Genomic DNA, 14693 nt, shown 5'->3' with positions numbered 1-14693 from the left:
ATTTTATGTAATATTTTACCAGGAATTTTATCCAACATTTTACCATCCATGTAGGGGCGGGTTCACCCAAATATTTGACACTCACCGACAAATTATGTAAACCCGCCCCCACCCCACCAACAAATGATGCAAACTGGCCTCACAATTCTCAGCTAAACCTGAAATAGCTACCACTCAAGCTCAAATTTGCACCTCCTTGGAGAATACTAATTAATTCATTTTGAGCCGCCTTGCGGTAAATTGCCGTACCAGTTTGGTTAGCTTGCGAGAAAGGAACTAGCAAGTAATCATCGGCTTTACCCTGCAATTGGATCGTATCTTCACTGGCATTAAAGTCAGTAATCAGCGCGTAATCGCTATCCAGGTTATCGTAGTAAGTGTTATTGACATCTCCCAAGACAAAAATATCGCTACCACCTCCGCCAGTTAAGGTGTCAACTTCCTCAATTCCGGGGTTAATAGCATTGATGTCAACTCCGGTGATAATATCATTACCACTATCGCCTTTAAGCACGTCATTGCCAAGTCCACCAAAAAGGCTATCATTTCCATCTCCACCGATGAGAATATCTTGCCCTTTCTCACCATCTAAGTAGTCGTCATTGAGATTACCAGATAACACATCTTGACCTGAGTTGCCAAAGATTTTATCATTTCCTTGCCGACCGGAAATAGTATCATCGGCTTGGGTTCCGTTGATAATATCATCCCCAAGAGTGCCTTGCAAGCCATTATTCGGGTTAGCAAAACCGAAACCTCGGCTGCCAAAAACTGCATAACTTTTGCCGGGAGAATCTTGAAATAAACTGCCGGGTGCGCCAACAATTATATCGTCAATGCCGTCGCCGTTAATATCTCCCCCACCGCTGACAGCAGTGCCAACTAAACCATCGGTTTCTACTCCATTTAAAACTAAGGCATTCTTACCGTTAGCTTCTGCTAAACTGAAATTAGATGAAAATTCCTTTTTGCCAAAAACAATAAAGGTTTTGCCTGCATTGTTTTTATCGTCAGAGTTGGCGCTGGAGGCTCCGATTAACAAATCGTCAAAGCCATCTTTGTTGATATCTCCGGCATAGCTAACGGCGTTTCCCGCTGAGCCTTCGGCATCGAAACCGAATATGGTAAAGCCGTTATTGCCGTTTAATTCAGCGGGGTTGACAATGACAGGAAAGGCTTCTTTTTTGCCAAAAACTACGTAGGTTTTGCCTGCGTTAATTTGGTCTCCAACTGTTGCACCGGGAGCACCAATTACGAGGTCTTTATTGCCGTCACCGTTGATATCTCCTGTGGCTGTGAGGGCGATTCCAGAACGTTCTTCAGCACTAAGGCCGGCGATGACAAATCCGGTGGTTCCATTTAATTCGGGGACGTTAACGCTGCCAGTAAATCCGCCTTGCTGACCTAAAATAACATAGGTTTTGCCTGCATTAATGCCGCCGCTGGTGTTGCCTCCATCTGCACCAATTACGAGGTCGGGAATGCCGTCGCCGTTGATGTCGCCGCTGCTGGCAGTACCGCTAGAATTGCCGTCGATGCCGTTAATTACAAAGCCGTTGTTGTTGTTAATTTCTGCTAGGTTGAAGTTGGGAGAAAAACCTGTGGTGCGGCCGTAGATGACGTAGCTTTTACCGGGTGTGCCACCGAGGGGGCCGGGTGCGCTGATGAGTAAGTCGTCAATGCGATCGCCATTAATATCTCCAATTCCACTAGCAAAGAGGCCGGCGTAGTCAAAGGTGTTGGTTCCTGTAACGGCAAAACCATTATTTCCGTTCAAATTAGCGAGGTTGAAGTTAGTAGGAAATCCTTTGTTTGTGCCGAAGACAATGTAAGTTTTTCCGGCATTATTTTGACCGTTGACAGTGGCACCGAAGGCACCAATAATAAAGTCTTTGATGCCGTCGCCGTTGATATCGCCGGCACTGCTGACTGTGCCGCCGCTGAAACCTTCGGCATCGGTGCCGTTGAGGGTGAAACCATTTTGTCCGTTGAGTTGGGAAAGATTGACGCTGGCGGGGAATTTTTGAGTGCCAAAGATGACTTGACTTTTGCCTGCGGCGTTGACGTTATTGGGATCGGCACCGAACGATCCGACAATGATATCGTCAATTTTGTCGCCGTTGATATCTCCGGTTTTGCTGACAGCAACTCCTGAGAAGTTACCTGCTTCAGTGCCGTTGAGGACGAAGCCGTTATTGCCGGAAAGGTTGTCAAGTTTGAGGCTGTTGATGTTGATGTTAACGGTGGCGGCTTGAATTTGTTTGCCGTCTGTTAGGAGGTAGTTAAATTTATCGGTGCCGGTGAAGTTTGGGGGTGGGGTGTAGGTGAGTTTGTCGTCGGTTTTATCGTTGGGGGTGTTGTTGTTGTCGAGGGTAATGATGCCGCCTGCAACTGATTTTGTGTTGAATTCTTTGATGGAGAGGGGGTCTTTTGCGGTGGTATCGTTGGCTAAGATATCGATTTTTGTGGCTGTGTTGACGGTGGTGGTGGTAAAGTCGCTGTTGGCGGTGAATGGGGAGGCGATCGCAAGTACGCTATCTGGATCTGGTGCGTTGAGTGCTTCCTCAAGAATATCAGGATCGAACTTAGTGAGTACGAGGTCGATGATAGCAGCTTCGCGGGTGGTGGGATTTTTGATGCGATCGCCAATTAATTCTTCTGCCTTTTGAACGTCGGCGGGGGTTAAGTCGGAGATTTTAACTTTCTGGCGGGGGTAATTTTTCAGGGTAAAGGTGTTGGTATTTTCACCCGGTTTGTAGTCGAATAAGGATTCTGCTTGACTCACTCGCCAACTATCAGCATATTCGCCGTAAAGTTGCTGTTGGGAAACTGGTTCAGGAATTACATTTCCATCGCGTTTTGCTAAGTCATCTTTGGGGTTTTTGTTGAAGTTGCCGAGTAGTCCTTTGACTTTGCCTTCGCGATCGTCGGTGAGGAAAACCTCGACATTGACGCGACTTCCTACACTTGCAACTAATTGATCGCCAGTGGGATAAACAATAGTATATGTGCTGCCTTCACGATAGATGCGTCCGCCTCCAATGGCAAGTGCATCATCGTTGGCAATTTGGGTTGGTTGGCCATCAATTAAAAGTCCTTGACCTTTGTAAATTCCTATGCGTTTTCCAGCCAAAACTGTGGCTACGGCTGTGTTGTCAGAGACATTGCTGCGAGGGTTGTTGTTAATAGGTTGTTGTCGGACTTGAATTTTTAGGTCGCCAGTTGTTGATTCGATTAAGGTGAATTCTCCAGCGGCTTGAAAGTCGTGATATTGTTTGTCGATCGTGACGATGCGGGGATCGTTGAAGGTTTTGCCTCCATTTTTGGGGGGGTTAGGTTTCCCCTCGTCATCATCAATGATAGTGCCTGTGGCTTCAGAAGAATCTGTGCCTTTACAGTCAGCAAATAGTTTACCATTTTGGTCTTTGACTGTAAGCGTGAAGGTTTCATCTGGCTCTACTGTTTCATCTCCTGTTACAGGAATTTTAATTTCACCACTGGTTTGACCTGCTGCAATTGTGACTGAGCCACTACCTTTAGGCGAGCTATATGATAGCGTTACTGCCTCCTTTGGTGTATCACGTAGTGTTACTGGGAAAACTAGATCCTTAGTGCCGCTATTCCCTTCTTCTATGCTTGCATCTGAGACTGAGACGGGTAAGTTGTAAGGGATTTTGTAGGTAACTTCCACTATATTCCTGACACTATTACCTACTTTGTCAATTTCAATTGGAGCGACTTTAAAAAAAGCATTGCTATCGTTAGGATAGCTACTAACTATGGGTTTTGGTATAGCGATACTTCCTTCAGGAAACTTCAAAGGGCCAATTAATGGACCTAATGGTGATGGTTCATCTTTTTGGAGTGGACCAAAGGTATATTTTTTACTTACCACAATACCCTGAGTATTCAGAGAACCTTGAATTGTAGGAGAAAGCTTTGTGTTTAGTTCGCCGATCAACTCGTATTTAGCTTTTACTTCCATTACTCCACACCCTTCAGATGGAGCAGTCAAGCTAAATGGTTCCGATAACAAATTTTTAAGGGATTTCTTCTGTTCCTGACCACCATCTACTGACAGTGTAATCGAGAGATCCTTCGGTTCAAATGTTAAGTCTTCCTGAAGACCTACCCCTACATTACCTTTTATGTCGAGAAGATCAAAACCGAGAACTGCTGCTCCTCTTCCCTTCTCATCAGGAAATTCTTTTGAAAAGCCAAGTCCTGATGCTTCTACACCTAATTCAGAACCTATACCTTCGAGAATAGCTTTTAAGGGCCTTGCTGCTGGTAAATATTTAACTATTGCTGCATCTATATCTCCTGATAAAGTTATGAAGCTATCCTTTGTCATACCTTTAGCTTTAATCAAAGGTAAAGATAAATCTGTGCTAGAGTTTTCTTTCTCTTGTTTAAACTCCTCTATTTTTGGAAGTGTAACATTGAGGTCTAAAACATTTTTTACCAGAGGAAAGCTTAAACTAGCATTAAGGTCTCCCAAGCTTTTCTTCACTAGATTAGTGGTTGTTTTAGGAAAACCACTGTAATTGATTAAATCCCCACTAAAGAGGTTTCCACCCGTAGGCTTCTTGATGTAAACATCTTTGAGATTAATTGGTCCTAGAGCATATTCAAGATCAATTCCTGCACTAGCTAGCTCAAATCCCAAACCTTCAAGGTTTAATTCCCCAGGGTTAAAATTAGTTGTTTTAATTTCAAATTTTTCTCCGAGTCCAACATTATTGGGTAATTCTACATTAAGATTGATTGGATATTTGAAACTAGCATCTCCCAAGCTGAACAAATTTACAAAAGGAACTAAGCCAACCGATGCGTTGACATTCGAGTTAAATCCAAATACGGGGTTTTTAACGCCATCAGACTTATTAAGTTCAAAGTCTAAATCGGTGTATCTGAACTCGCCATTGAATGGTAAATTTTGACCAAGCCTAACATTATTACCCGAAAAGTCAAGTAGCTCTGATTGTACTTTCTGCTCGATCGCCCTCCATTCCCCATCCAAAACAACGATCGCACTATCATCCTCACCCTTCAACCCCGCCAATTCCCCCTGACTCAACGCCTTACCTTGAACTAAATCAGAAAAAATCTCCCCCTCATCCCCGATCGCATCTACACTATTAATCTGCGAATCAACAAAATGCCCAAACTCTTCCAGCAAAACACCCGCAACCGCCGTAACATTCCCCGCATTTTTGGCAAGGAATTCCCGCGACAGATAAATCTTCCCTGTCGCAGCCGCAAACGCACCCAAAGCACCATTAATCTCAGCTTCGGAACGAATCTCAATCTCTGGAAATTCGCTAAAATCTCCCCGTGCCCAAGCTGATGCTAACTTGACAGCTTTCTCAACATCAAAGCTGTTGCCGAATGCTACCTGCATCTTGGCCAGAAAATCTGGACTTGTCGCCAAACTGCTGAGGGAATTCTGCCCGATCGCACTTCCCACAATCAAAGCGCGATCCTCGACACCCGTACCCACTTCAGTACCGAAAAACTCATCATCTGTTAGCCCTTTCATAATCCAATCTCCTCAAAAAAACTAATTGTTGGCCAAAAAACAAAAAAGCCGGAGAAGGGGCGATCGCACATAATGCGACATCACCACTTCCCCAGCCCCGCGAAACTCACATCCGTCTCGAACTAGGTTTTCTGTTACGAATATTCAATTATTTGAAAATATGAAACTGTCGGCACTCACAGCCGTACAGGATAGATGCTTGTAGGTGTACTTCCCGTGAATTAAAGATAATCTACAGCATTTAATTCAACCTGTCAATACCTGCGCCGATCTTTTTTTTTACTGAGTGTCATGGTTGGGTGGGGGCGGGTTTATCAAGATTATCTGTGGGTGGCAGAATCGATCGGTGAACCCGCCCCTACAAATTTTTCTTAATATTTTCCCCGGGCTGTAGGGGCGGGTTCGCCTAAATCTTTGACACCTACCAATAAATCATATAAACCCGCCGCGCTCCTTGGATGGGGGCCCGTCGATCGAGACGATCTGTGTGGCAGAATCGATCGCCGAAACCGCCACAACAAATTTATCCTAATATGCGATTATCTCTATAGTAACCACACCAAACAGACATAAGCCCCCGATCGCACTTTACGTTCTCGACTTCCACTCCTCAACATCTTCATCTGTAATCAAGTACCGATAATGAGTCGAACCCTTAACAGTTACCCGAATCAAATTTTTCTTCTCCCTCTCACTCTCAATAGTCACCTTTCCAAACCCTGTTTCTGCCCAAGTTTCCGACAGAATGTCCTCGATTTTATCAAAAACCTGAATAATCGGATTCTCCCTACTTTCTCGCCCTGATGACATATCTGTTTCCACCTTCTGATTTGACTTGGGTTTACTATTGCTGCCGCCTGCTTTGTCAGCCCGATCGCCCGCAGCATCCTTTGACACAAACCCCATAGCTTTTTCCTCCCCAAATTTCAGCCTCTATAGGTATTTAGGAAAAAGCCTTCTATTTTTACGCATATTGGCAGGTTTTGTAACAATAATTTACACGGCCCCCAGCGCCATCGATAGTCAGCTACAGTACGTGCGATCGCAATCAATACGTCCGCCATTAGCAATTCCCAGTATTTGTATCCCAACTATCAAAACGCATCTTATCTACCAGAAACTCCATACTTCCTACCTCTAAGGTCGATTTGAGACTAGAGATTTGAGACAGGAAATTTGAGATTTCCTTCACAGCCTCTACTAAATGCTTGAACTAAGCACTAAAAAAATTGCTGGAGCGATCGACAATAGAGATTTATACTTGTTTTTGGACGGCGCGTTAACATTGTGTCCCTCGCCATTTAAACTTGATCTAGACTAACTATCCCAAGGAACACAAAAAAATAATGCGCATTTTATTTGTATCCGCCGAAGCAGCACCCCTCGCCAAAGTGGGCGGTATGGGCGATGTCGTCGGCGCTTTGCCTAAATTTCTGCGCCGCATGGGTCACGATGTCCGCATCTTCATGCCCTACTACGGTTTCGTCGCCGACAAAATGGACGTTCCCAAAAAACCTGTTTGGAATGGGGCGGCCATGTTCCAAAGCTTCTCCGTCTTTGAAAGTGTTTTGCCGGGAACGGATGTACCTTTATACTTAATGCAACATCCCTCTTTCTTACCCCGCCGCGTTTACGGCGGCGTAGATGAAGATTGGAGGTTCACTTTCTTTGCCAATGCTGCCGCTGAATTTGCCTGGAATCACTGGAAACCCCAAATTATCCACTGTCACGACTGGCACACGGGGATGATACCTGTTTGGATGAGCCAAGACCCCGATATCAGCACGGTTTTTACTATTCACAATTTAGCTTATCAAGGGCCGTGGCGCTGGCGTTTGGAGCAGATGACTTGGTGTCCTTGGTATATGCAAGGTCACAATACTATGGCTGCCGCAGTACAGTTTGCCGATCGCGTAAATACAGTTTCGCCCACTTACGCCGAGCAAATCAAAACCGCAGCTTACGGGGAAACTTTGGAAGGTTTGCTGTCTTACCTCGGTGGCAAGGTATCCGGGATTTTGAACGGAATTGATACAGAATCTTACAACCCAGAAACTGACAAGTATCTCCACCAACAATTTAGTGTTGATACTATTGAAAAGCGCCCATTTAACAAAATTGCGCTGCAAGAAGAAGTCGGTTTGGAAGTGAATAAAAATGCCCTGTTAATCGGCATGGTGACGCGGCTGGTAGAACAGAAGGGATTGGATTTGATCATTCAAATGCTCGATCGCTTCATGGCTTATACCGACGCTCAGTTTATTGTACTCGGAACGGGCGATCGCTACTACGAAACCCAACTCTGGCAAATGACAGCCCGCTATCCCGGTCGGATGTCCACCCAATTACTCTACAACGACGCCCTCTCCCGGCGCATTTACGCAGGCTGCGACACCTTCCTGATGCCCAGCCGTTTCGAGCCCTGCGGCATCAGCCAAATGCTCGCCCTCCGCTACGGCTGCGTCCCAATGGTGCGCCGCACGGGCGGTTTAGTCGATACCGTATCTCACAACGACCCAATTAATGATACCGGCACAGGTTACTGTTTCGATCGCTACGAGCCCCTCGACTTGTTCACCTGCATGATCCGAACATGGGAAGGCTTCCGCTACAAAGATAAGTGGAAAGAACTGCAAAAGCGCGGCATGAGAGAAGATTTTGGCTGGGATATTTCTGCCAGAAAATATGTCAACTTGTACAGCGATATTTTGGGAATTCCACCCGAAGAAACAGCACCGGAACCCGAGCCAGAATTGAGCGTTGGTAAAGGTTAATCTCTGTGCTTTGTAGGGTGCGTCAGGCGTTATTTCCGATTTAGGCGATCGCCTATTTCCTGACGCAGCCTACAGTAACTTAAGCTCAAACCCGCAGTCCGGCAGGGACTGAAGTCCCTGCCTCAAAGCGAAAGTCCTCTGAAGAGGACTCAAGAACTCATCAGTCCTCTTCAGAGGACTTTTGCTATTAGACAGGGACTTCAGTCCCTGGCGGTCTTGCGGACTAAGTTGACACCAATACCAATGCCCAATTAATCAACAAATAAATCCAGAGGTAAATGACCGTAAGTCCCGCTAACTCCACCTTCCTCAACCGATTGACAAGACACCAAAACGCCCCGGTAAGTTCCGGTATAACCGTCAACATAATACGAACCCTTCAAAGTATTAAACTTAATATAAACAGAACCAGCAAAGGTCGAGACAGCATTTGGATCTAAAACAGCTTGATATCCCAAAGCCTTCAAATAACTTTCTAAAGCTGAAAAACCCTCATCCGTCGAAGCCGCGCAAACTCCCAGCATTTGGTAATCCGACAAACTTGCTACCAGCAAAATCGCTTCACGCAGCGCCTGTTTTTCCAGCGGCGACGCTACAGATTGCATATCCAGACAAGTAAAATCTTTGAGGATTTGCTGTGCTGCTTCAACAGTTAGGGTAGTCGGGTTTTGAGTAGACATGAATTGCTCTGATATTTCCCAAAAGTACGATCGACCTTCGGGTACTCGCCAACGGATTTCTGCCATTGCAACCCTCGATCGACGGCCGTAACACTCGCGCCAGCCCCGATTATACCGCATTGTAGGCTCTGGGAATCATTTTGGGCGATCGGCCCGCACACTCTACCTAGATTTTAAAGAAATAGCAAAAAAAATGTCAATCTTGCTGAATTTACCTCGATTAATGGTAGAGATGAAAAGCACACAAATTGGTGATAAAAGTATGAGGAGCGAGCAATTGTCAAAAAACGTAAAAATCCTGCGAGATTTCCTGTTTCGGCTGCTACACAAAGCCCAACCGATCTACTTATTGCTAATATTTGCAATCAGCATAGGTATTTCTGGCTTCACAGCAGTAGAATCTAACTTCCTCAGAATCCCTATAATCGGCTTTCACGACATTGTAGACACTCGAAATCCCGCCGAATTGCCGCCTCGGAGGCTCGCTTTTCCCACTGACTACACCAAACAAGATTTTTCAGTATTTTTAGAATATCTAATTAAAGAAAACTATTGGTTGTTATCATCTCAAGACTTGTACGTATACTTTATCGACAAATCGCAGCCCATACCCGCTCAAAATCTCGGTAAAAAACCGATTATGCTCGCCTTTGACGACGGCTACAAAGGCGTCCATGAAAATGCACTTCCCCTCTTAGAAAAACTGTCAGCTACTTACAAAGAAAAGGGCAAATTTGTGTTATTTGTCAATCCTCACTTTTTAGGTGTTGATATGGGCAAAGATTTTTTAGCCCACACTACTTGCAACGATTTAAGAGATGGATACCAAAAAGGTTTTTATGACGTTCAGTCTCACGGTTTTACTCACAAAAACTTAACTAAGCTGAGCAGGAAAGAATTAGAATTTGAAATTGCTAAATCTAAGTTAGAGTTGAGAAAATGTATGGGAGATTTAGACAAAAATAAAGTTATCGGCGCTCACATCGCCTATCCCTACGGCGCATCAGACACCGAAGTGGAAGAGATTTTGCCTAAATATCATTTAACGGGCTTTTTGTACGATGACCATTTATTCAGAGTAAACCGACTGCAAAATAACTACCGCATCTCTCGCATGACTGTCGATAAAGATATGTCGCCTAGATATTTAATTCGGATAGCTAAAAAAGCTTCTACTCTGAGAAAGAAAGGGTGGTTTTAGGCAAAAAATAAAAGTTGTTTGTAGTCATGAATTTAGTCCTTATTAACTATAATTTCGAGCCTCCCGGACGCATCAATACCTTCATTTTGCTCGTTACCAGGCTCTGCCTGGTAATGAAGATCCGGAGGCTCTGCCTCTCTTTACCTCACCGCTTCTGGAGAGAGGTAAGTGTGGCAAATGTTTAAGTTATTAAATTTTCGTTCCTTAGCAGGGCGATATTACCATTTATTTTTAATTGCTTTCACCTGTTCGATAAATTCTGCACCTTTCTCAGGATTTACCATTGCTACAAAGTTAGCAAAACCTTGAATGGATGCTAAAACATCAGCCGAATCCCCCCACCGCTTGCCCTCCGGCCCGTCTTTCTCAATTTGAAATAAAGCAGCGCGGAAGCGTTTCAAAACTTTCTTAGAAATACTGAGTTGTTCGTTAACAACAATTCCAGTAACTTCTTGTTGCCGATTTTTCCGCAAGATTCGAGTCTTTTGTTCGTTAATACTAAATCCTTCATGAGTAACGATCGCCTCCGTGCGCCTGAGTACGTTACAAATGTTTTGCAAGCTGTCTCCCGATGCGGAAAATGTCAAATCGTCGGCGTAGCGAGTGTAAACAAATCCCAATTCCTCAGCCGTTTGAGTTAAGCGCTTGTCGAGGCGGCGGCACAGCAAATTCGTAATAGCTGGACTTGCGGGAGAACCTTGGGGCAAATGGCGTTCTGTAACTGCGACAAAGTAGGTTTTGCCGTCTAATTCCAATTCTTCAATCTCCGGTTCCGTACACAGCAATCCGAAAATTGTAGCCGCAGCTTCAGAATAACCGAAAGATTGAAAAAGTCCTTTAACTCGCTTGTAAGAAATTGAGGGAAAAAAGTCTTTGAGGTCGAAGTTGATAATAACTTCTGAACCTACATGAGGTTGAGCGTTTGTGACAATTGAATGGTGCGATCGAAAACCGTGGGCTGCGCCGTGCAATTCGAGTTTTTCGAGAATGTTGGCAAGTATCCAGTGCTGTGCTTTTTTGAGGCGGGGCATGGGCGCGGAAATAAGTCTTTCTCCCCCAGTTTTCTTAGGTATTTTAAACCGGATGTAGTGGGAAATATGGGAAGTTTTGCGGGAAAAAGCGAGAAACCGCAATTGTCCGATGCTGATGTCCATCGCCGCAGCAATTTCTGCTGATGTATTGCAAAGCGGTAACTGATAGCTTTGCAAGCGTTCTGCGTTGCAGTTTGTGTTATTTAGTCCTGCCGATACACCCTCGCCGAGATAGCCAATTTCTTGCTGTTTTCTTTGCCGCCAATTCTCAGCGCGTTCTTGCCGTTCTCTTTCCCGGCGTTCCTTAGTTTCCTGCCGTTTTCGCCGCGACTCGGCAAGCCGCTGTTTCAGCATTTCCTTGCGGAGTGCTTGCTCGTTTTGCAGCCGCGAACTTTCCCGCCGCAGTTCGTCTAGTTCTCGCCGAATTTCCCCGCTCCGGCGAATTTCGTCGGCCGGATCTTCGGGAATTTCGCCTTGTGCGGGCCAGAAACCGAGTCGGATCATTTCTTCGAGAATGAATTCTTGTTTGCTGGTAGAACGAATGCGATCGTACAATTCCTGGCGAGTGCGCGGCTGGTCAGTCATATCGATTTTAGATTTTAGATTTTGGATTTTAGATTGTGAATTGTATATTGTCGGTTTTCTGGGTTAACTCATCGATAATTAGTCGATTCATTCGCCGCCAAACCGAACTTTACTTCTCTAAGTTAACCCAACTTTTTTGAGAGCGGCTTCGGCGGCAAGTTTTTCGGCATCTTGTTTGCGGCGGCCTCTGCCCACACCGTACATTTTGCCGCTGACGTACACTTCAGCAGTGAATTCTTTAGCATGATCGGGGCCTTCCTCGTCTGCGATCGAATATTCGGGGTTTTGACCGAATTTTTCTAGAGCCCACTCCTGAAATCGATTTTTAAAGTCTACAAGGTTTTTTGGCTCAGTATTGGACTGAGGATAAACCATACTATCAGCAACTGGAATAAACAGCTTTTGAACAAAGGGGCGGACAGATTTCATGGTTGAGTCGAGATAGTACGCACCAATCATCGCTTCAAAAGTATCGCAAAGCAAAGAGGGATTTTCGCGACCTTTATCTTTTTCTGCACCTTTTCCCAGGCGCATTAACTTGCCTATACCTAGTTGCTCAGCAAACTTTGCTAGCTGATTCTGCTCGACTAATCCAGAGCGCAAGCGAGTTAATTGAGCTTCGCTAAAATCTTCATAGCGCTTGTACAAGATTTCGCCGACTAGATAACCTAGCAGAGCGTCGCCGAGGAATTCTAGTCGCTCGTTGTGTTCGCCTGCTTCTGGGTGTTCGTTAACGTAGGAGCGGTGGGTGAAAGCGCGTTGCAAGAGGGATTCATCTTTGAATTTTGGAAGTTTGTACATTTTGATGTCTGGACTTGCTGGGAAATTAATAGCATGGAAAACGTTTCTATATTAGCCTGAGTTTTTAAGTGCGTCTTCAGCAGCACGTTTTTCAGCTTCTTTTTTACTGCGACCACTTCCTTTACCGTAAACCTCTCCATTTACGCGCACTTCAACAGTAAATTCTTTAGCATGATCTGGCCCTGCCTCGTTGATTGTGATGTATTCAGGGGTAATTGGCCCGAGCTTCCGCTGTACCCGTTCCTGAAACTGATTTTTTGGGTCTCCAGGAATCTTAGAGTCCGGTTCTGGCTCAGCAGAAATAAGTTCTTCCACTACTGGCGTAAATAGCGGTTCTACAAAATCGCGGACTGCCTCAATGCCAGAATCGAGAAAATACGCGCCGATAATTGCTTCAAAAGTGTTGCTGAGCAACGACTCTTTAGCAGTGCCTCCATTTGTTGCTTCACCCCTGCCTAGCAGCATCCACTGACCGACATTCAAGGCGGCAGCAAACTTTGCCAATTGCTTGTCTTCGACCAACAAGGAACGCAGGCGAGTTAGATCGCCTTCATTTTTATTTGAGTAGTGGCGGTAGAGATATTGGCCACTTAGAAAAGTCAGCAAGGCATCGCCTAGAAATTCTAATAGCTCGTTATCTTTGCTGACTGCTTTAGGATTTTCGTAAAGGTAAGAGCGGTGAGTGAGTGCCTGATTTAGCAGAGAAGCATCCTGAAAAGGTAGCCGTTTTAGTAAATCGCCCAATCTTTCTCTAATGCGGTCTTCTTCCGCAGAAAAATGGCGATTTTCTTGACGAGTTTGTTCTTGAGACAGGAGTCGCAGGACTTCTTGCTGTTGCTTTTCTACTTCTTTAATATCGGCTGGTGGTGCGGAGACAGCTTTTAGTAGTCGGGCAATACTATCCAGGGCGCGATAGGTGTTAGCGGTGGAAAATGGGACTTGGTGTGCCCAATCGTTGCGGACTTGGATAAGTTCAACTACTAGGCCGTTTCCTGTATAATTTAGCTTTTCGTTGAAAACTTTATCCCACTGCTTTGACATGACTAACAGCAGCATCGCAACATCTTCACTCAGAATACTGTCTGCTGATTTTTGTTTCAATGGTTTATGCTTAGGTAAGCAGGACTTAGCCTCTTTTTCCCAGCTATTGCTGTAAACTCTCTGCATTTCCTGTTTAAGATAAGGATACAATGCCTGACATAATAAATTTAAAGCTGTGTCAACTCGTTCGCGATTGCTAATAGCCATATATTGTTTTTACTTGCCTTTCTTTTTTGTTGCTACATTCAGAGTTGCGAGTTTTTCGTAAAAGCCGATCTTTTTTAATAAACCTGCTTATATTTAATTAGTTTACGATCTTTTGCCGATCGCCCTTCCCTTTCAACAACTGCCACCAAGTGCGATCCCGAACTTCATGCTGTGCGATCGTCGAATCAATTGTCAGCTATAGTCTATTAGGGGAAATTTTACACCAAATGGGATGATACCATAATCCTCAAACAGTGTAATTTTTCCCCTATGTTGCTTGCCTTGCAGAACGTCGCGACGCGACAAATGGTTTAGCCTGCTGAGTGAATTAATGGAAGCTTGGGATTTTTGCCGTCGGTGGTTCCACGCCACACAAGAAGAAGAAACAGCCAGAGGCTACAAAGCGCGTTGCAACCTGCTTTTGGTAAAGGTTTTAGGCGTTAATATCGATGCCGTCAAGCGGTGGGGGCCGCGTTTTGAAAAAATGCCCGACCACCACAAGCGTACCTTGTCATACGCTGACACGCTGCGGGAGATGATCGAGGTTGCTGGCAAAAACGAAGATTTTTTAGAGGAGGTACTGGAGCGAATCAAAAATAAATCTCAAATAATAGGTGAATAATTACACCAACTTTGTGACTGCGATGGGCTGGGTGTTGTATTTTTTGGATGTAGCACTCAACGAGCAAAAGGCCTTAATGACTGTGACACAGAGTTTTTTATCCAATTCCGGCCGCGACGCTAATAGATTCAGGCTGTAGGGTGCCCCGGAATTATGCTGCGTGCGAAACAATTAGGGTTTGCTCTTCCGCGGCACCCTACGCAGAGTGT

Annotated in this window: 9 protein-coding genes; 3 read left to right on the top strand and 6 right to left on the bottom strand. The window is 45.0% G+C overall.

All coding sequences use genetic code 11. From position 1 onward, the window contains the following. Nucleotides 1-148: 148 nt before the first annotated feature. Nucleotides 149-5542 carry a VWD domain-containing protein gene (locus QUB63_RS02970; protein WP_332943309.1) on the bottom strand — a complete coding sequence of 1798 codons (5394 nt, stop codon included), beginning with the start codon at nucleotides 5540-5542 and terminating at the stop codon, nucleotides 149-151. A 588-nt stretch (nucleotides 5543-6130) separates the two neighbouring features. Further along, complete coding sequence (locus QUB63_RS02965; protein ID WP_332943307.1) at nucleotides 6131-6448, bottom strand: hypothetical protein; 318 nt, start codon at nucleotides 6446-6448, stop codon at nucleotides 6131-6133. A 440-nt stretch (nucleotides 6449-6888) separates the two neighbouring features. Here QUB63_RS02965 and glgA point away from each other — a divergent pair, with 440 nt between their 5' ends. Then, nucleotides 6889-8316 (top strand): glycogen synthase GlgA, encoded by a 1428-nt coding sequence (gene glgA / locus QUB63_RS02960; RefSeq protein WP_332943306.1) that lies wholly within the window; start codon nucleotides 6889-6891, stop codon nucleotides 8314-8316. A 251-nt stretch (nucleotides 8317-8567) separates the two neighbouring features. Here the strand turns inward: glgA and QUB63_RS02955 are convergent, their stop codons facing one another. After that, a complete protein-coding gene (locus QUB63_RS02955; protein WP_332943304.1) occupies nucleotides 8568-9116 on the bottom strand; it encodes a DUF1824 family protein in 549 nt (182 codons plus the stop codon). Between the two features lie 157 nt (nucleotides 9117-9273). Between QUB63_RS02955 and QUB63_RS02950 the strand changes: the two genes are divergently transcribed. Further along, nucleotides 9274-10197, top strand: a complete 924-nt coding sequence (locus tag QUB63_RS02950) for a polysaccharide deacetylase family protein (protein ID WP_332943303.1) — start codon at nucleotides 9274-9276, stop codon at nucleotides 10195-10197. A gap of 218 nt (nucleotides 10198-10415) precedes the next feature. Here QUB63_RS02950 and QUB63_RS02945 read toward each other — a convergent pair whose 3' ends face one another. The 3 genes from QUB63_RS02945 to rnc (QUB63_RS02935) form a co-directional block, all read right to left on the bottom strand. Then, nucleotides 10416-11813, bottom strand: a complete 1398-nt coding sequence (locus tag QUB63_RS02945; protein WP_332943302.1) for a reverse transcriptase family protein — start codon at nucleotides 11811-11813, stop codon at nucleotides 10416-10418. 117 nt (nucleotides 11814-11930) lie between these two features. Next, nucleotides 11931-12614 carry a ribonuclease III gene (rnc, locus tag QUB63_RS02940; RefSeq protein WP_332943301.1) on the bottom strand — a complete coding sequence of 228 codons (684 nt, stop codon included), beginning with the start codon at nucleotides 12612-12614 and terminating at the stop codon, nucleotides 11931-11933. 51 nt (nucleotides 12615-12665) lie between these two features. Next, nucleotides 12666-13862: a ribonuclease III gene (rnc, locus tag QUB63_RS02935; RefSeq protein WP_332943300.1), complete on the bottom strand. Its 1197-nt coding sequence runs from the start codon at nucleotides 13860-13862 to the stop codon at nucleotides 12666-12668. Between the two features lie 331 nt (nucleotides 13863-14193). Between rnc (QUB63_RS02935) and QUB63_RS02930 the strand changes: the two genes are divergently transcribed. Continuing rightward, a complete protein-coding gene (locus QUB63_RS02930; RefSeq protein WP_332943299.1) occupies nucleotides 14194-14484 on the top strand; it encodes a hypothetical protein in 291 nt (96 codons plus the stop codon). Nucleotides 14485-14693 lie beyond the last annotated feature (209 nt).

The sequence above is a fragment of the Microcoleus sp. ARI1-B5 genome, assembly GCF_036705795.1.
Taxonomy (GTDB): Bacteria; Cyanobacteriota; Cyanobacteriia; order Cyanobacteriales; family Microcoleaceae; genus Microcoleus.
Note: the sequence above shows the minus strand (reverse complement) of the source record. Positions and strands in the feature narration are given on the sequence as shown.